The organism is Rhizobium sp. CB3090, from assembly GCF_029714285.1.
Lineage (GTDB): Bacteria > Pseudomonadota > Alphaproteobacteria > Rhizobiales > Rhizobiaceae > Rhizobium.
Map to the genome: position 1 here is coordinate 2,374,701 of NZ_CP121662.1, position 17,459 is coordinate 2,392,159.

General features: G+C 60.1%; 13 protein-coding genes. 11 read left to right on the forward strand and 2 right to left on the reverse strand.

Going from position 1 to position 17,459, the window contains the following annotated elements:
* Positions 1 to 581: 581 nt before the first annotated feature.
* Together QA646_RS11535 and preA are read left to right on the forward strand one after the other, a co-directional pair.
* Positions 582 to 1,943, forward strand: a complete 1,362-nt coding sequence (locus QA646_RS11535; protein ID WP_283055593.1) for an NAD(P)-dependent oxidoreductase — start codon at positions 582 to 584, stop codon at positions 1,941 to 1,943.
* Between the two features lie 13 nt (positions 1,944 to 1,956).
* Positions 1,957 to 3,270, forward strand: a complete 1,314-nt coding sequence (gene preA, locus QA646_RS11540; RefSeq protein WP_283055594.1) for an NAD-dependent dihydropyrimidine dehydrogenase subunit PreA — start codon at positions 1,957 to 1,959, stop codon at positions 3,268 to 3,270.
* Positions 3,271 to 3,368: 98 nt separating this feature from the next.
* Here preA and QA646_RS11545 read toward each other — a convergent pair whose 3' ends face one another.
* Positions 3,369 to 4,013, reverse strand: a complete 645-nt coding sequence (locus QA646_RS11545) for a TetR family transcriptional regulator C-terminal domain-containing protein (RefSeq protein WP_283055595.1) — start codon at positions 4,011 to 4,013, stop codon at positions 3,369 to 3,371.
* 299 nt (positions 4,014 to 4,312) lie between these two features.
* Between QA646_RS11545 and QA646_RS11550 the strand changes: the two genes are divergently transcribed.
* From QA646_RS11550 to hydA, 3 genes are all read left to right on the forward strand, one after another.
* On the forward strand, positions 4,313 to 5,566 hold the full coding sequence (locus QA646_RS11550; protein ID WP_283055596.1) for a Zn-dependent hydrolase: 1,254 nt from the start codon (positions 4,313 to 4,315) through the stop codon (positions 5,564 to 5,566).
* A gap of 107 nt (positions 5,567 to 5,673) precedes the next feature.
* On the forward strand, positions 5,674 to 6,207 hold the full coding sequence (locus tag QA646_RS11555; RefSeq protein WP_283055597.1) for a DUF559 domain-containing protein: 534 nt from the start codon (positions 5,674 to 5,676) through the stop codon (positions 6,205 to 6,207).
* A gap of 209 nt (positions 6,208 to 6,416) precedes the next feature.
* A complete protein-coding gene (hydA, locus tag QA646_RS11560) occupies positions 6,417 to 7,871 on the forward strand; it encodes a dihydropyrimidinase (protein WP_283055598.1) in 1,455 nt (484 codons plus the stop codon).
* 183 nt (positions 7,872 to 8,054) lie between these two features.
* Here the strand turns inward: hydA and QA646_RS11565 are convergent, their stop codons facing one another.
* Positions 8,055 to 8,468, reverse strand: coding sequence for a cupin domain-containing protein (locus QA646_RS11565; protein ID WP_283055599.1), 414 nt, complete (start codon positions 8,466 to 8,468; stop codon positions 8,055 to 8,057).
* Between the two features lie 124 nt (positions 8,469 to 8,592).
* On the opposite strand from QA646_RS11565, the gene QA646_RS11570 reads away from it, so the two are divergent.
* The 6 genes from QA646_RS11570 to QA646_RS11595 all read left to right on the forward strand — a co-directional run bounded on the left by QA646_RS11570 (position 8,593) and on the right by QA646_RS11595 (position 17,450).
* A complete protein-coding gene (locus QA646_RS11570) occupies positions 8,593 to 9,384 on the forward strand; it encodes an ABC transporter ATP-binding protein (RefSeq protein WP_283055600.1) in 792 nt (263 codons plus the stop codon).
* 90 nt (positions 9,385 to 9,474) lie between these two features.
* A complete protein-coding gene (locus tag QA646_RS11575; protein WP_283055601.1) occupies positions 9,475 to 10,362 on the forward strand; it encodes an ABC transporter permease in 888 nt (295 codons plus the stop codon).
* Positions 10,359 to 11,492: an ABC transporter permease gene (locus tag QA646_RS11580; protein WP_283055602.1), complete on the forward strand. Its 1,134-nt coding sequence runs from the start codon at positions 10,359 to 10,361 to the stop codon at positions 11,490 to 11,492. Before QA646_RS11575 ends, QA646_RS11580 begins: the two co-directional genes overlap by 4 nt.
* A 56-nt stretch (positions 11,493 to 11,548) precedes the next feature.
* Positions 11,549 to 12,517: an ABC transporter substrate-binding protein gene (locus tag QA646_RS11585; RefSeq protein WP_283055603.1), complete on the forward strand. Its 969-nt coding sequence runs from the start codon at positions 11,549 to 11,551 to the stop codon at positions 12,515 to 12,517.
* A 440-nt stretch (positions 12,518 to 12,957) separates the two neighbouring features.
* Positions 12,958 to 14,109 carry an efflux RND transporter periplasmic adaptor subunit gene (locus tag QA646_RS11590; RefSeq protein WP_283055604.1) on the forward strand — a complete coding sequence of 384 codons (1,152 nt, stop codon included), beginning with the start codon at positions 12,958 to 12,960 and terminating at the stop codon, positions 14,107 to 14,109.
* 14 nt (positions 14,110 to 14,123) lie between these two features.
* Positions 14,124 to 17,450 carry an efflux RND transporter permease subunit gene (locus QA646_RS11595; protein WP_283055605.1) on the forward strand — a complete coding sequence of 1,109 codons (3,327 nt, stop codon included), beginning with the start codon at positions 14,124 to 14,126 and terminating at the stop codon, positions 17,448 to 17,450.
* Positions 17,451 to 17,459: the final 9 nt, after the last annotated feature.

Consider the following 17,459-nt stretch of genomic DNA (forward strand, 5'->3'; position numbering starts at 1 on the left):
TCCAGGAAACGTGCGAAGCGGTTTTCCGTCCGGAATGCTTGGAAATTAAGGGATAGAGCGGGAAAGCGATTCTGTGAAACGCTGAACCGCTCTACGCAGACCACAAAAGAAAACAGCCAGTGCGAGGGCGGCGCACTGGCTGCTTTTCACTCATCGGGAGGGGACCGTGAGTAGATGTCCGGTGATGAGTTTTGGGGGCGTGCATCGGTTGATGCGATCATCACCAAGACACCTCCTAAACGATGGCCTCGAACCTTGGTTCCATCTTTCTAAAAAAAATTTGGATTTTTTCTCCAGCGTCTATCGCTAATGTCAACAATGGTCACCAACGGGCATTTCAGCCAGCGCTGAACCTGGGAGCCTATAGTTTTGCGCTCCGGTCAACCGGCAAGTGTTCCTCGAAAATAAAACCAAACCATATGCTTGGAAGAAATCCCGCGGCTGCATGCAGCGCTGTGCAGCCGCGACCGCAATGCCTGCGCTCGCAATGGCGGAACGCTCCAAAATTTTACCGTTTGATAAATTTTTTATCCTGAGTTACCGTTCGTACCACTAGCCGTTTACTATAAGAGGGAACTTCAATGGGACGACTGGAAACTGGGATTCATAAAGGCAGGCTGACGCCTGCCGAATATGATGCGAATTTTTCCGATCTGCATCCGCGCCTTGACCGTCACGAGGCTTTGGTCGCTGCCGACCGCTGTTATTTTTGCTATGACGCGCCGTGCATGACGGCCTGTCCGACCTCGATCGACATTCCGATGTTCATTCGCCAGATCTCGACCGGCAATCCGATCGGCTCGGCCAAGACGATCTTCGACCAGAATATCCTCGGCGGCATGTGCGCCCGCGTCTGTCCCACCGAACAGCTCTGCGAGCAGGCCTGCGTGCGCAATACCGCTGAAGAGCGCCCCGTAGAAATCGGCCGCCTGCAGCGCTATGCCACGGACACGGCGATGGCTGAAAACAAGCAGTTCTATGTCCGTGCCGCTTCAACCGGCAAGAAGATCGCCGTTGTCGGCGCCGGTCCGGCCGGGCTTGCCTGTGCCCATCGCCTTGCGGTGAATGGCCATGGCGTCACCATCTTCGACGCCCGCGAAAAGGCCGGTGGCCTCAACGAATACGGCATTGCGACCTACAAGACAGTCGACGATTTCGCTCAGAAGGAAGTCGATTATGTTCTGTCGATCGGCGGCATCGAGGTGAAGAACGGCCAGGCGCTCGGCCGCGATTTCAGCCTTGCCGATCTTTCCTCACAGTATGATGCCGTCTTTCTTGGCCTTGGCCTTGCCGGCGTCAATGCCCTGCGTGCCGAAGGCGAAGACCTCGCAGGTGTTGCTGATGCCGTTGGCTATATCGCCGATCTGCGTCAGACCAAGAACAAATCCGACATCGCCATCGGCCGCCGCGTCGTCGTGCTCGGCGGCGGCATGACCGCGATCGACGTTGCCGTACAGGCAAAGCTCCTTGGTGCTGAGGAGGTGACGATTTGCTATCGCCGCGGCAAGGAACATATGAACGCCTCGGAATACGAGCAGGATCTCGCCGCCTCCAAGGGCGTCATCATCCGCCACTGGCTGGCGCCGAAGCGCATCCTCGACAAGGACGGCAAGGTCGCCGGCATCGAAGTCGAATATACCGAGTTGCGCGACGGCAAGTTGACCGGCACCGGCGATACCGGCGTCATCGCCGCCGACCAGATATTCAAGGCGATCGGCCAGACCTTCGAAGCCTCAGGTCTTGGCGCGTTGCGCATGGACTCCGGCCGCATCGCCATCGATGGCGAAGGCCGGACTTCGATCGAAGGCGTGTGGGCCGGCGGCGACTGCGTGCTCGGCGGCGATGACCTGACGGTCTCTGCCGTAGCGCAGGGTCGCGACGCGGCCGAATCCATCAACCGTGCGCTTGGCTCCGCCGTGCAGCCGGCCGCTGCAGTCGCCTGAAGGGAGAACCGACATGGCTGATCTCCGCAATAATTTCATCGGCATCAAATCCCCGAACCCGTTCTGGCTCGCCTCGGCGCCGCCGACCGACAAGGCCTATAACGTCGAGCGCGCCTTCAAGGCGGGCTGGGGCGGCGTGGTCTGGAAGACGCTCGGCGAGGAGGGCCCACCGGTCGTCAATGTCAACGGTCCGCGTTATGGCGCGATCTGGGGCGCCGACCGCCGCCTGCTCGGCCTCAACAATATCGAGCTGATCACCGACCGCGACCTCTACACCAACCTGCGTGAAATGAAGCAGGTGAAGATGAATTGGCCGGACCGCGCCCTGATCGCCTCGATCATGGTTCCCTGTGAGGAACAGGCGTGGAAGGCCATCCTGCCGCTGGTGGAAGAAACCGGTGCCGATGGCATCGAGCTCAATTTCGGCTGTCCGCACGGCATGTCCGAGCGCGGCATGGGCTCCGCGGTCGGACAGGTGCCGGAATATATCGAAATGGTCGTGCGCTGGTGCAAGCAGTACACCCGCATGCCCGTCATTACCAAGCTGACGCCGAATATCACCGATATCCGCAAGCCGGCCCGAGCCGCCAAGGCCGGTGGCACCGACGCCGTGTCGCTGATCAACACGATCAACTCGATCGTCTCCGTCGATCTCGACAATTTCGCGCCAAACCCGACAGTCGGCGGCAAAGGCAGCCATGGTGGCTATTGCGGCCCGGCGGTCAAGCCGATTGCGCTCAACATGGTGGCTGAGATCGCGCGCGATCCCGAAACCCAGGGCCTGCCGATCTCCGGTATCGGCGGCATTACCACCTGGCGCGACGCAGCCGAATTTCTGGCCCTCGGCGCCGGCAACGTGCAGGTCTGCACCGCAGCCATGACCTATGGCTTCAAGATCGTCCAGGAAATGATATCCGGCCTCTCGGATTGGATGGACGAAAAGGGCCATAGCAATCTGGACGACATCATCGGCCGCGCCGTACCGAATGTTTCCGACTGGCAGTATCTGAACCTCAACTACATCGCCAAGGCGAAGATCGATCAGGACGCCTGCATCAAATGCGGTCGCTGCTACATCGCCTGCGAAGACACCTCGCACCAGGCCATCACCAACATGGTCGACGGCGCCAGACATTTCGAGGTGATGGATGAGGAATGCGTCGGCTGCAATCTCTGCGTCAGTGTCTGTCCCGTCGAAAACTGCATCACCATGGAAGCCTTGCCGGCCGGCAGCCTCGACAAGCGCACCGGCAAGACCGTCGACCCCAACTACGCCAACTGGACGACCCATCCGAACAATCCGATGGCCCGGCAGGCGGCGGAGTAAAACCGGCGAGGATTCGCGTGAACAAGGAGGCGGTCGTAGCTTGCTACGGCCGCCTTCGTCCATGTGGGACGTAATCCTTTCGAGGATTGCGTCACCGCTCAAGTGTGGCGAATGCGGAGCCCGTCGACGAAAAGCTGTTCGAGGTAGCGAGCCGCATCTTCGAAACGCCCATCGCCTGAATGTTCCTGTCCGAGCACGGCGCGTACCTGCACATCGAAATCCGCATAATGCTGCGTTGTCGACCAGATGGAGAAGATCAGGTGATAGGGATCGCATTTGGCGATCTTGCCGGCCTTCGCCCAAGCACGAATGACCTCGGCCTTTTCATCGACAAGGCTCTTAAGAGGCCCCCGGAGTTCGTCTTCGACATGCGGCGCCCCCTGCAGCATCTCGTTGGCGAACAGGCGGCTTTCCCGCGGGAAATCGCGGGCCATCTCCAGCTTGCGGCGGATGTAGGAGCGGATCTCGCTTTCGGGGTTGCCATTGGCGTCGAAAGCACGCAGCGGCTCAAGCCAGGTAAACAGCACCCGGTCGATCAGCGCGCGGTGCATGGCCTCCTTTGTACGGAAATAATAGAGCAGATTGGGTTTTGACATGCCGGCGACTTCGGCGATCTGGTCGATGGTGGAGCCGCGAAAGCCATGCACGGAGAATACGTCCAGCGCGGCCTCGAGTATCACTTCCTCTTTTTCTTCCTGAATTCGGGTGCGGCGTTGCGTCTTGGCGGCTCTGGGGATGGCCATGTCTGCTTTGTATCTCCTTGAAATCCAAGCCCTTCAGCCAAGCTCTCAATCCCCTGCCCTTGCTCAGACTTTGGGCAATTGCCTGTAATTTTGTCGGGAATTTTCGTGCTTTTCGTCTTGAGCGCCGCCACGGAAGTTGTAATGTTTACCAATCGGTCAAATTATCTGTCAGATGTCTTTTAAAGGCAACCGGCGATTTTCCGGGGCGAGAAAAACAAGCAAGCGCGCCGGAAGCGACCATCGGGAACAATTGGGCATGCACCTTGCATGACCCGGGACAAACAGGTGAGGATTGCATCATGGTGGCAGCGCCAGGAGAAAACATGCGTATCAACGGCGATCGCCTTTGGGACGCACTGATGGACATGGCGAAGATCGGCCCAGGCGTCGCCGGCGGCAACAATCGCCAGACGCTCACCGACGCCGACGCCGAAGGCCGCAACCTTTTCAAGACATGGTGCGACGAAGCCGGCTTGACGGTTAGCGTTGATAAGATGGGCACGATGTTCGCGACCCGCCCCGGCACTGATCCGGACGCGCTGCCGGTCTACGTCGGCTCGCATCTCGACACTCAGCCGACCGGCGGCAAATATGACGGCGTGCTCGGCGTGCTCGGCGCGCTGGAGGTTGTTCGCACGATGAACGATCTCGGCATCAAGACCAAGCATCCGATCGTCGTCACCAACTGGACCAATGAAGAGGGTGCGCGCTTCGCTCCCGCCATGCTCGCCTCCGGCGTTTTCGCTGGCGTACATTCGCTGGACTACGCCTATGGCCGCAAGGACCCGGAAGGTAAAACCTTTGGCGAGGAGCTGAAACGCATCGGCTGGCTCGGCGAGGAAGAGGTAGGCAGCCGCAAGATGCACGCCTATTTCGAATATCACATCGAGCAGGGCCCCATCCTCGAAGCCGAGGACAAGACCATCGGCGTCGTCACGCACTGTCAGGGCCTGTGGTGGCTGGAATTCACGCTGACCGGCAAGGAAGCCCATACCGGCTCGACGCCGATGAACATGCGCGTCAATGCCGGGCTTGCCATGTCGCGTATTCTCGAAATGGTGCAAGGCGTGGCGATGGAAAACCAGCCGGGCGCCGTCGGCGGTGTCGGCCAGGTCTTCTTCTCGCCGAATTCGCGCAACGTGCTGCCGGGCAAGGTGGTCTTCACGGTCGACATCCGCTCGCCGGACAAGGCGAAGCTCGACCGCATGCGCGCCAAGATCGAGGCGGAAGCGCCGGTTATTTGCGACGCCCTCGGCGTCGGCTGCTCGGTCGAAGCCATCGGCCACTTCGAACCGGTGACCTTCGATCCGAAGCTCGTCACCGCCGTGCGCAATGCGGCGGAGAAGCTAGGCTACAGCCACATGAATCTCATCTCCGGCGCCGGTCACGACGCCTGCTGGGCCGCCAAGGTGGCGCCCGCGACGATGGTCATGTGCCCCTGCGTCGGCGGCCTGTCGCACAATGAGGCCGAGGAGATTTCCAAGGAATGGGCAACCGCTGGTGCGGATGTGCTGTTCCATGCGGTCCTGGAGACTGCGGAGATCGTGGCGTGAGGATGATGCCTACCGGAAACGCCCCCTCACCCCGCGCTTCGCGCGACCTTCTCCCCGTGGGGGCGAAGGTTGGGTGCTTCACACCCTCCCGGCTTCCATCTTACTCCTTGGATGACAAGATTTTGTTTGACGCGACAGGCGCGGTGCGGCTTTCCTTCGCCCCGGCGGGGAGAAGGTCGCGCGAAGCGCGGGTTGAGGGGGCGTTACCGGTGTCGGATGACAGCAATGTGACCAAACGTCGTCCTGGTAAAACGCAGCAGGCCCGTAAGCTTCGGCAAAACGACACTGAGGAGGAATATCGCCTCTGGAGCGATCTGCGCGACCGTCGTCTAAACGGGTATAAATTCGCCAGACAAATTCCCCTCGGCTCTTACGTTGTTGATTTTCTCTGTCGCGAGAAATTGCTGATCGTTGAAATCGACGGCTTCCAGCATGCTTCCTCCCCCTCCGATATCATCCGCACGGGTTGGCTCAATGCACAGGGTTACTCGGTGTTGAGATTTTGGAACCCCGAGATCACGTGGGAGCGCCGGGCGGTCCTGGAGACAATTCTCGCTGCGCTGGAGAGTCGGATATTCGAAAGAGACGACATTCTGCGCTTTTATCCTGCGATCAAGCCGACGGGGGAAATAAGCGAGTGACATATTCGAACCATGCCCCCTCATCCGCCCTTCGGGCACCTTCTCCCCGAGGGGAGAAGGAGACAGCTACGCTGATTGTGACCAATCGGTTCTTGTTTGACATCAATGCCACGGCAAAATTCCCTTCTCCCCTTGGGGAGAAGGTGGCCCGAAGGGTCGGATGAGGGGGCGCCACAGATGCCAGAGTCTCAAAAAAGGGAACAAACACCATGAGCATAGTCATCAAGGGTGGAACCATCGTCACGGCCGATTTGACCTACAAGGCCGATGTCAAGGTCGAAGGCGGTAAGATCGTCGAGATCGGGCAGAACCTGTCCGGCAATGAAGTGCTCGACGCCACGGGCTGCTATGTCATGCCAGGTGGCATCGATCCGCATACCCATCTCGAAATGCCGTTCATGGGCACCTATTCCTCGGACGATTTCGAAAGCGGCACCCGCGCTGCCCTTGCGGGCGGCACGACGATGGTGGTGGATTTTGCCCTGCCCTCGCCCGGCCAGTCGCTGCTAGAAGCGCTGACCATGTGGGACAACAAGTCGACGCGGGCGAACTGCGATTACTCGTTCCACATGGCGATTACCTGGTGGGGCGAGCAGGTTTTCAACGAGATGGAAGCCGTCGTCCGCGACAAGGGCATCAACACCTTCAAGCACTTCATGGCCTATAAGGGCGCGCTGATGGTGGATGACGACGAGATGTTCTCCTCCTTCCAGCGCTGCGCCGAGCTCGGCGCACTGCCGCTCGTTCACGCCGAGAATGGCGACGTGGTCGCGCAGATGCAGGCGAAACTGCTTGCCGAAGGCAATAACGGCCCGGAAGCGCACGCCTATTCACGCCCGGCCGAAGTTGAAGGCGAAGCGACGAACCGCGCCATCATGATCGCCGATATGGCCGGCAGCCCTGTCTACATCGTGCATACCTCCTGCGAACAGGCCCACGAAGCCATCCGCCGCGCCCGTCAGAAGGGCATGCGCGTTTATGGCGAACCACTGATCCAGCACCTGACGCTCGATGAGAGCGAATATGCCAATGCCGATTGGGACCATGCCGCCCGCCGCGTCATGTCGCCGCCCTTCCGCAACAAACAGCACCAGGACAGCCTCTGGGCCGGCCTCGCCTCCGGGTCGCTGCAGGTGGTCGCCACCGACCATTGCGCCTTCACGACCGAGCAGAAGCGTTTCGGCTTGAATGACTTCACCAAGATCCCGAACGGCACCGGCGGCCTGGAAGACCGCATGCCGATGCTCTGGACCCATGGCGTCAACACTGGCCGCCTGACAATGAACGAGTTCGTGGCGGTGACTTCGACCAACATCGCCAAGATCCTCAACGTCTATCCGAAGAAGGGCGCGATCCTCGTCGGCGCCGATGCCGATATCGTTGTCTGGGACCCGAAGCGTTCGAAGACCATCACCGCCAAGGCCCAACAGTCGGCGATCGACTACAACGTCTTCGAAGGCAAGCAGGTGACGGGCCTGCCGCGCTACACGCTGACCCGCGGCGTGGTCGCCATCGAGGAAGGCACGGTGAAGACGCAGCAGGGCCATGGCGAGTTCGTCAAGCGCGAGCCTTTCACCGCCGCCAACCGCGCACTCTCGACCTGGAAAGAGGTCACCGCGCCGCGCAAGGTCCAGCGCAGCGGCATCCCGGCGAGTGGGGTGTGACGCTTGATCATGTGGAACGGCGACAGTTCCGGCATTTGTCTACCTTCTCCCCAGCGGGGAGAAGGATGCGCGAAGCGCAGGTTGAGGGGGCGTTGCACCGTAAAGCTGTCTTTCGCTCTCCGCTCAAGATGCTCATTCGGCGCTCACGCGCCACCTTCTCCCCGGCGGGGAGAAGGTAAAACATCACAAAGGCACATACCGCTCCAGATCCGGCAGCAGGATGACACTTTCCTGCTCGTTCGGATCGGTGCGGGCGATAATAGCGGTCGCCGGCCGGTCGCTGAGATTGGCGGGCAGATGCGGAACGCCGGCTGGAATGTAGAACATCTCGCCGGCATGAACGACAACATGCTCTTCCAGTTGATCGCCGAACCAGCAATGCGTCTCGCCGGACAGCGCGTAGATCGCCGTCTCATGCGCCGCATGCAGATGCGCCTTGGCGCGTCCGCCTGGCGGAATGGTCAGGAGATGCATGCAGATGCCCGTCGCCCCCACTGTCTCGGCGGCAATCCCCTCGAAGTAGTTGAAGCCTTGTTTCCCGGCATAGGTGCCGCCGGGCTGCACGATGCGGCAGGTAGGCTTCGATGAAACGCTCATGCCATTCCTCCATAAAATTCGATAGATCTGCGGCATCCTCCGGTTCTAAAACCACCGCCATGCCGTATAGGATAACACGCAATCCGCCTCGGCTGCGCGGCGAAAACATGACTGGTAGGTATTAATGACGTCATCCGCTTCCTCCGTCGTCTCCGCGCGGAACCTCTGTCTCACCTACGAGACAAATGACGGGCCGGTGCATGCGCTAAGCAATGTCGATCTCGACGTGAGGAAGGGTGATTTCGTCTCCTTCATCGGCCCGTCCGGCTGTGGCAAGACCACCTTTCTGCGCGTCATCGCCGATCTCGAGCGCAAGACCTCCGGCGACATCACCGTCAACGGCATGACGCCGGAAGAGGCACGCACCAACCGCGCCTATGGCTATGTTTTCCAGGCGGCTGCCCTTTATCCCTGGCGCACGATCGAAAAAAACATTGCTCTGCCGCTGGAGATCATGGGCTACGCCAAGGCCGATCAGACCAAACGCATCGAGCAGACGCTTGATCTGGTCAATCTGACCGGCTTCGCGCACAAATATCCCTGGCAGCTCTCGGGCGGCATGCAGCAGCGCGCCTCTATCGCCCGCGCGCTCGCCTTCGATGCCGACCTTCTGCTGATGGACGAACCCTTCGGCGCTCTCGACGAGATCGTCCGCGATCATCTTAATGAAGCGCTGCTGAAACTTTGGAAGCGGACGAATAAGACCATCTGTTTCGTGACGCACTCGATCCCGGAGGCGGTTTATCTCTCCACCAAGATCGTCGTCATGTCGCCCCGCCCCGGCCGCGTCACCGATGTCATCGAATCCACCCTTCCGCACGAACGCCCGCTGGGTATTCGCGAAACCCCGGAATTTCTGGAGATCGCCCACCGTGTCCGCGAGGGGTTGAGAGCGGGGCATAGCTATGAGGAATAGGGTGATGTCCTGCATTTCCCCCTTCTCCCCTCGACTCGGCATCGTCGCGATGGCGCTGATGCTGTTTCCGGCGGAAAGAGGAGCGTGACCATGGAGAAGGAGCATTTCTTCAAACACAAATTCCTGCCGGTCACAGCCATCCTGCTGGCAATACTCGTGTTGTGGTACGCCTTTGCCGTCATGCTCAACGCGCCGTTCCAGCGCGATCTCGACCGGCGCGCCAACGTCACCTCCGGCACGATGGAATTCATCGGCAAGACGCTCGCGCAGCCGAAACCGATCCTGCCGGCACCGCATCAGGTGGCGCAGAATGTCTTCGAAAACACATTTCTGAGACCGCTGACAAGCAATCGCAGCCTCGTCTACAATGCCTGGGTGACATTGTCCTCCACGGCTGTCGGTTTCGCTTTCGGCACCCTGCTGGGCATCCTCATTGCCGTCGGCATCGTGCATGTCGTGGCACTCGACCGCAGTCTGATGCCCTGGATCATCGCCTCGCAGACGATACCGATCCTGGCCATCGCGCCGATGGTCATCGTTGTTCTGGGTTCGATCGGCGTTACCGGCCTTATCCCCAAGGCGCTGGTCGCAACCTACCTCTCCTTCTTTCCCGTCGCCGTTGGCATGGTCAAGGGATTGCGATCGCCGGAAATCATGCATCTCGATCTGATGCGCACCTACAATGCCAATGCGCTGCAGACCTTCTGGAAACTGCGTGTCCCCGCGTCGGTCCCGTTCCTCTTCACCTCGATGAAAGTCGCGATCGCGGCAAGCCTCACCGGAACGATCGTCGGCGAACTGCCGACGGGCGCAGTCGCCGGCATCGGAGCCAAACTGCTCGCCGGGTCCTATCAAAGCCTGACGATCGATATATGGGCAGCCCTCGTCGCCGGCTCGATACTGGCCGCGGCACTGATTGCTGTTGTCAGCATCGCAGCACGTATCGTCGACCGTGCAATGGGAGGTCGGGCGGCATGAAGAATTCTCATGTGTCGTGGCAAGGCACCCTCTCCTTTCTTCTCTGTCTTGCGGCGCTCCCGGCGCTGCCGCTACTCGCCGCTGATGCCGCCACCCCCATCAGCAGCGGGACCACGTTCGTCATTTTCATCCTTATTGGTGCCGCGGCCCTTGCTTCCTTCATGAACCTGTCCGCAATCCTCTGTGCGTCGATCCTCTTCTTTGCCGCACATGCAGCCGCTTTGCTTCTGCTTGCTGGAATCTCGGGCAACGAAGGCAACGCGCTCGCGTCGTTTTTTATCCTGCTTGCCGCGGCGTGGCTGCTGGCCTGGCGCTGCGTCGCCATCCTGTCGGTCACCCCGGCGAATTCGACCGCCGGCGGCTATACGTTGCGGTTGCTCATTCCCGCGATTTTCGGCGTCTGGATCATCATCATCTGGGAAGCCGTAACGCGCGGGTTCGGCATCCCTTTCATCCTGCTGCCGCCACCAAGCGCCATTGGCGCCCGGATTGCCGGCTCCGCCTCGATTCTTTGGATGGATGTTCAGCAGACGATCTTCCGATCGGTTCTCATCGGCTACATTATCGGTTGCACCAGCGGCTTCATCGTCGCCATCCTCGCCGACCGCTTTGCCTTCTTGCGCCGCGGCCTGCTGCCGATCGGCAATCTGGTCTCCGCTCTGCCGATCATCGGTGTGGCGCCGATCATGGTCATGTGGTTCGGCTTCGATTGGGAATCCAAAGCGGGCGTCGTCGTCATAATGACCTTCTTCCCGATGCTGGTGAACACGGTCGCCGGTCTCGCCGCCGCCGGCAATATGGAGCGCGACCTGATGCGCACCTATGCGTCGAGCTATTGGCAGACTTTGTTCAAGCTTCGCCTACCGGCCGCAGCTCCGTTTATTTTCAATGCACTAAAGATCAACTCGACCTTGGCTCTAATCGGTGCCATCGTGGCAGAGTTCTTTGGCACACCCATGTCGGGCATGGGCTTCCGCATTTCAACCGAGAACGGTCGGTTGAATCTCGATATGGTCTGGGCTGAGATCGCGGTCGCCGCGGTCGCCGGCTCCGTCTTCTACGGTATCGTCGCCGTTCTCGAGCGGATGACGACGTTCTGGCATCCGTCTATCCGTGGTGGACAGACGTAATACAGGATCCTGCCAAAGGATCAGGGCATAACTTCAGAGGGAAAAGGACAAAAAATATGAGAAAACTGATGGTCGCATTGATGGCAAGCGCGATGGCTTTGGCCGCAGCGCAGGCGGCAATGGCTGCCGACAAGGTGACGCTGCAGTTGAAATGGGTGGCGCAGGGTCAGTTCGGCGGCTATTTCGTCGCCAAGGACAAGGGCTTCTACAAGGAGGAAGGCCTCGACGTCGACATCAAGCCGGGCGGCCCGGATATCGCGCCGGAGCAGGTGATCGCCGGCGGCGGTGCAGACGTCATCGTCGACTGGATGGGTGGCGCTCTGGTCGCCCGCGAAAAGGGCGTGCCGCTGATCAACATCGCCCAGCCCTACGACAAGTCCGGCCTGGAACTGATCTGCCCTAAGGACGGCCCGGTAAAGACCGAAGCCGATTTCAAAGGCCATACGCTCGGCGTCTGGTTCTTCGGCAACGAATATCCCTTCTTCGCCTGGATGCATAAGATCGGCCTGAAGACCGACGGCGGCAAGGATGGCGTCACCGTTCTGAAGCAGAGCTTTGACGTTCAGCCGCTCGTGCAAAAGCAGGCCGACTGCATCTCGGTCATGACCTATAACGAATACTGGCAGGCAATCGATGCCGGCTTCAAGCCGGAAGATTTGATCGTCTTCAACTATTCCAAACTCGGCAACGACCTTCTGGAAGACGGGCTTTACGTCAACGAGACCAAGCTGAAGGACGCGAAGTTCAAGGCCGATATGGTCAAGTTCGTCCGCGCTTCGATGAAGGGCTGGAAATACGCCGTCGAACATCCGGATGAAGCCGCCGAAATCGTCATGGATAATGGCGGCCAGGACGAAAACCACCAGAAGCGGATGATGGGCGAAGTCGCCAAGCTGATCGGCACCGGCAAGCTCGATGAGAAACTCTACGATCGCACCGTAGCGGCCTTGCTCGACCAGAAAATCATCAGCAAGAAGCCGACCGGCGCTTACACGCATGAGATCACCGACGCCGCGCTGAAATAGGCTGGACGACAAAAAATCTGAAGAAACGCGCGAGGTTCACGCTTCGCGCGTTTTTTTCATTTTGTAACAGCGGTGATAAAAGACTGGCTTTGTCGTCGCGTTTGCCTGAAAAGCCAGGCGTCGATCAAGTATCTTAATGCAAAGATCACGAGCGCGTAATTGATTTGCAATGCAACGCCCGTTAGAATTGCGCGCGAGGCAGAAATCATTTTCTCGTGATCTTGTAGGATTTGGAAATCGTTCCCACCTAATGGGGCAAATTGAGGATGAGGGACTTGCAGGCATGACAGACGGATATTGATCCGCCGGAAAGAGCCGGCCCGCATGCATTGATCCCCCGTGCTCGCGACGGAAAACAGCGAGATCCCGTTTACACAAAATACCGAACTGGAACTGAACGCATGGCCTTCACGCCGCATAGATTTTTGAGCACGACTGCAATGTTGCTTGTTCTCCTGACGGCGCCGGCGGCCCTTGCAGAAGAGCCAACGGTCACTGCGCCGAAGCAGAACCTGCCGGCGATCGTCGTCACGCAGGCCGCTACACGCAAACTGACCGACAAGGTGGTCGCCACCGGCACGGTAAAAGCAGTGGACGAGGTCTATATCCAGCCGCAGGTGGACGGCCTGTCGATTCGCACGCTCAACGCCGATGTCGGCGACAAGGTCGAGGCGAACAGCACGCTTGCCACGCTGAACGATGATGCGCTGGTCCTTCAGAAGAGCCAGATGATGGCAACGAAGGCCAAGGGCGAAGCAAGCCTTGCCCAGCTTCACGCGCAGCTCACCGAAGCCCGCGCCAATGCGGAGGAGGCGGAATTGCAGCGCGTCCGCGCCGTCACCATGGGCGCCAAGGGCACCGTCTCGACCTCATCGGTCGAGCAGGCGAATGCGGCGGCTGCCGCCAACAAGGCGCGCGTGGCCTCGGCCGAACAGGCAATTGCGGTGGCTGAAGCCGATCTCAAGGTCATCGACAGCCAGATCGCCGATACGGATCTGAAGCTCGCGCGCACCGGCGTCAAAACGCCCGTCGCCGGGACTGTTGCCTCGCGCAACGCCCGCATGGGCGCTATCGCCAATGGCAACGGGGATCCGCTCTTTACCATTATCCGCGACAGCGATCTGGAGCTGGTGGTCGATGTCTCCGAGAGCGACATCATGAAAATTGCCGTCGGTCAGAAGGCGTTGATTTCCCTTTCCGGCAGCCGCGAAAAACTCACCGGCTCGGTCCGCCTGGTTGCGCCGATCGTCGATGCGGTTACTCGCCTCGGCGCGGTCCATATCTCCATAGATGACGACGAAAAGGCGCGCGCGGGCATGTATGGCAGCGCCGAGATCATCGTCCGGGAGACACAAGGCGTCTCCCTACCGCTAACGGCAGTCAACACCGACGAAAATGGCTCTTCGGCCCGCAAGGTCGAGGGTGGAGTCATCAAATTCGTCAATGTCCAGACCGGTATTCAGGACGGCGGTTATGTCGAGATCGTCAAGGGCCTGAAGGATGGTGACGAAGTCGTCGCCAAAGCCGGCGCCTATGTTCGCGACGGTGATCACATCACGCCCGTCAAAGAAGCTCCGCAAGCGTCCAACTGAGCGAGAACGGCAAGATGAACTTCTCCGCCTGGTCAATCCGAAATCCGGTCGCCCCGCTTCTGGCGTTTTTCCTGCTGATGGTGGTGGGCGCTCACGCCTTCTTCAATCTGCCGATCACCCGGTTCCCGAATATCGACGTGCCGGTCGTCAACGTGACCGTGACGCAGAGCGGCGCCTCGCCTGCCGAACTCGAAATGCAGGTGACGAAGGAGATAGAAGACGCCGTCGCCAGCATCAACGGCATCGACGAGATCCAATCGACGGTCACCGACGGCCAGTCGCAGACCGTCGTCATCTTCCGCCTGGAAGTGCCGACGCAACAGGCCGTTCAGGACACGAAGGATGCGATCGACCGTATCCGCGGCACTCTGCCGTCAACCATCGACGAGCCGATCGTCTCCAAGGTGGATGTCGAAGGCCAGGCGATCCAGAGCTTTGCCGTCTCTTCGCCGAATATGTCACTTGAAGAACTGTCCTGGTTCGTTGACGATACCGTCAAACGCGCACTGCAGGGCCAGGTCGGTATCGGCCGCGTCGACCGCTATGGCGGTGCCGACCGTGAAGTACGCATCGAACTCGATCCGAACAAGCTGAACGCCTACGGCATCACCGCCCTTTCGGTCAGCCAGCAGTTGCGCGGCACCAACATCGATCTCGGTTCCGGTCGCGGTCAGGTGGCCGGCAGCGAACAGGCGATCCGCGTCCTTGGCGACGCCCGTGATGTCGCCCAACTCGCGGACACCACGATCGCGCTGACCAACGGCCGCTTCGTCAAGCTTTCCGATCTCGGCGTCATCAAGGACACCTACCAGGAACCGAAGTCTTTCTCGCGATTTAACAGCACGCCCGTCGTGACCTTCGGCGTGTTCCGCGCGAAGGGTGCCAGCGAAGTCTCCGTCGCCAAGACCGTGGCCGACACTCTGGGCAAGGTGCGTGCCGAAAATCCGAACGTCTCGATCGAGATGATCGACGATGCGGTCTATTACACCTATGGCAACTACGAGGCGGCGATGCATACGCTGCTGGAAGGCGCGTTGCTTGCGGTCATCGTCGTCTTCCTGTTCCTGAAGAATTGGCGCGCGACGCTGATCTCGGCCGTTGCCCTGCCGCTTTCGGCAATCCCCACCTTCTGGATCATGAACCAGATCGGCTTCTCGCTGAACCTGGTCAGCTTCCTGGCGCTGACGCTGGCGACCGGTATTCTCGTCGACGACGCGATCGTCGAGATCGAGAACATTGCCCGCCATATCAAGATGGGCAAGACGCCCTATCGCGCTGCTATCGATGCCGCCGACGAAATCGGCCTTGCTGTCATCGCCACGACCTTCACCATCATCGCCGTCTTTGTGCCCGTCTCCTTCATGCCGGGCATTCCAGGCCAATATTTCATCCAGTTCGGCCTGACGGTCGCCTTCTCGGTGTTCTTCTCGCTGCTGGTCGCACGCCTGATCACACCGATGATGGCCGCCTACTTCATGCGCGCCGAGGATGCCGTCGACGACCATCATGACAATGACGGCCGGTTCATGCGCGGCTATAGCTGGCTGGTACGGATCACGACGAAGAGATGGTACACGCGCTATCCGACATTGCTTGCGGCGTTTGCATTTTCCGTCGCCTCCGTCTTCGCGCTGATCATGTTCGTGCCCGGCAGCTTCATCCCTCCGGACGATTCGTCGCGCATCGTGCTGTCGGCCGAACTGCCGCCAAATGCCCGGCTCGACGACACAGAACAGGCAACCAACGAGATTTACAGGCGCGTCAAGGATATCGACGGCGTCGAGAATGTCTTCGTCCTTGGCGGCGCCTCTCCCAAGGGCGACCTGGAACTGCGCCGCGCCACAGTAACGCTGACGCTCGGCAAGCTCGACCAATCGCTCGTCAAGAAACTGGTCAACGATGTGGCAGGTTCGCTGCCGGTCATCGGCCCCTACCTGCCGAAGGTTGCCGTCCATGGCCGCATCAAGCCGCAGTGGGAGGTCGAAAGGGAAGTCTTCGCCAAGCTGCGCTCGATCCCCGATGTTCGCATCACCAAGCTCAATGACCGCGGCGACCGTGACCTGACTTACAATTTCCTCTCCCGCAACGAGAAGGATCTGAACGAAGCGGTCGGTATCCTCGAAGCCAAGTTGCGCACCGATCCGGCGCTTGCCAATGTCAGCGCCGACGGCGCCCTGCCCCGGCCCGAGCTACAGATCTATCCGCGCAAGGACGAGGCCGCCCGCCTCGGCATCACGCCGCAGATGATTTCCGATACGGTGCGCGTCGCGACCATCGGCGATATCGACGCCTCGCTTGCCAAGATTTCGCTCGATGACCGCCAGATCCCCATCCGGGTGCAGGCTGCAATCGGCATGCGCCGCGACCTTGCAGCGATCCGGGCGTTGCGCATCAAGACCGCCACCGGCGCATCAGTGCCGATGTCGAGCGTGGCCGATATCGACTATTCGGAAGGCCTGTCTTCGATCAAGCGTAACAACCGTTACCGCGTCGTCGCGATCGGCGCCGACCTGCCGCAGGGCGTGGCGTTGGATACGGCTTCAAGCCATTTCCTCAGCATCGTCAACAGCGCCAAGATCCCGGCCACTGTCCATCTGGCTGAAAGCGGCGACACCAAGGTCCAGAAGGAAATGCAGCAGAGCTTCGGCAACGCCATGTTGCTGGGCCTGCTGCTGGTGCTGACCGTACTGGTGCTGCTGTTCAAGGATGTGATCCAACCTTTCACCATCCTCCTGTCGCTGCCTCTGGCGATCGGCGGCGTGGCCCTGGCGCTGATCGTGACCGGCAATGCCCTCTCCATGCCCGTCATGATCGGCATCCTGATGCTGATGGGCATCGTCACCAAGAACGCCATTCTGCTCGTCGATTTCGCCATCGAGATGATGCATCATGGCATGCCGCGGCTGGAGGCCGTGGTCGAGGCCGGCCGCAAGCGCGCGCGGCCGATCATCATGACCTCGATCGCCATGTCCGCCGGCATGCTGCCATCGGCGCTCGGCGTCGGCGAAGGCGGCACATTCCGCGCGCCGATGGCGATCGCGGTGATCGGCGGCATCATCGTGTCGACCGTCCTCAGCCTCGTGGTCGTGCCGTCCTTCTTCCTGATCATGGACGACCTGTCGCGCCTGCTTGCCTGGCTCTTCGGCCGTCTCGTCGGCAAGAAGGATGTGGACGACGAGGTTCTGACCAGGGAAACGCTGGCAGCCGCCGTCGACGAAAATCGCAAAACGCTCACTGCGCTGGAAGAACGTCTCGACGCCGTGGAAAACAGGGACGCCCTGCAGCGCGGAGCAAAGGCCAAGACGAATATCCTGAAGCTGCCGCCATTTGCCGCTGAATAAAGCGTCCCC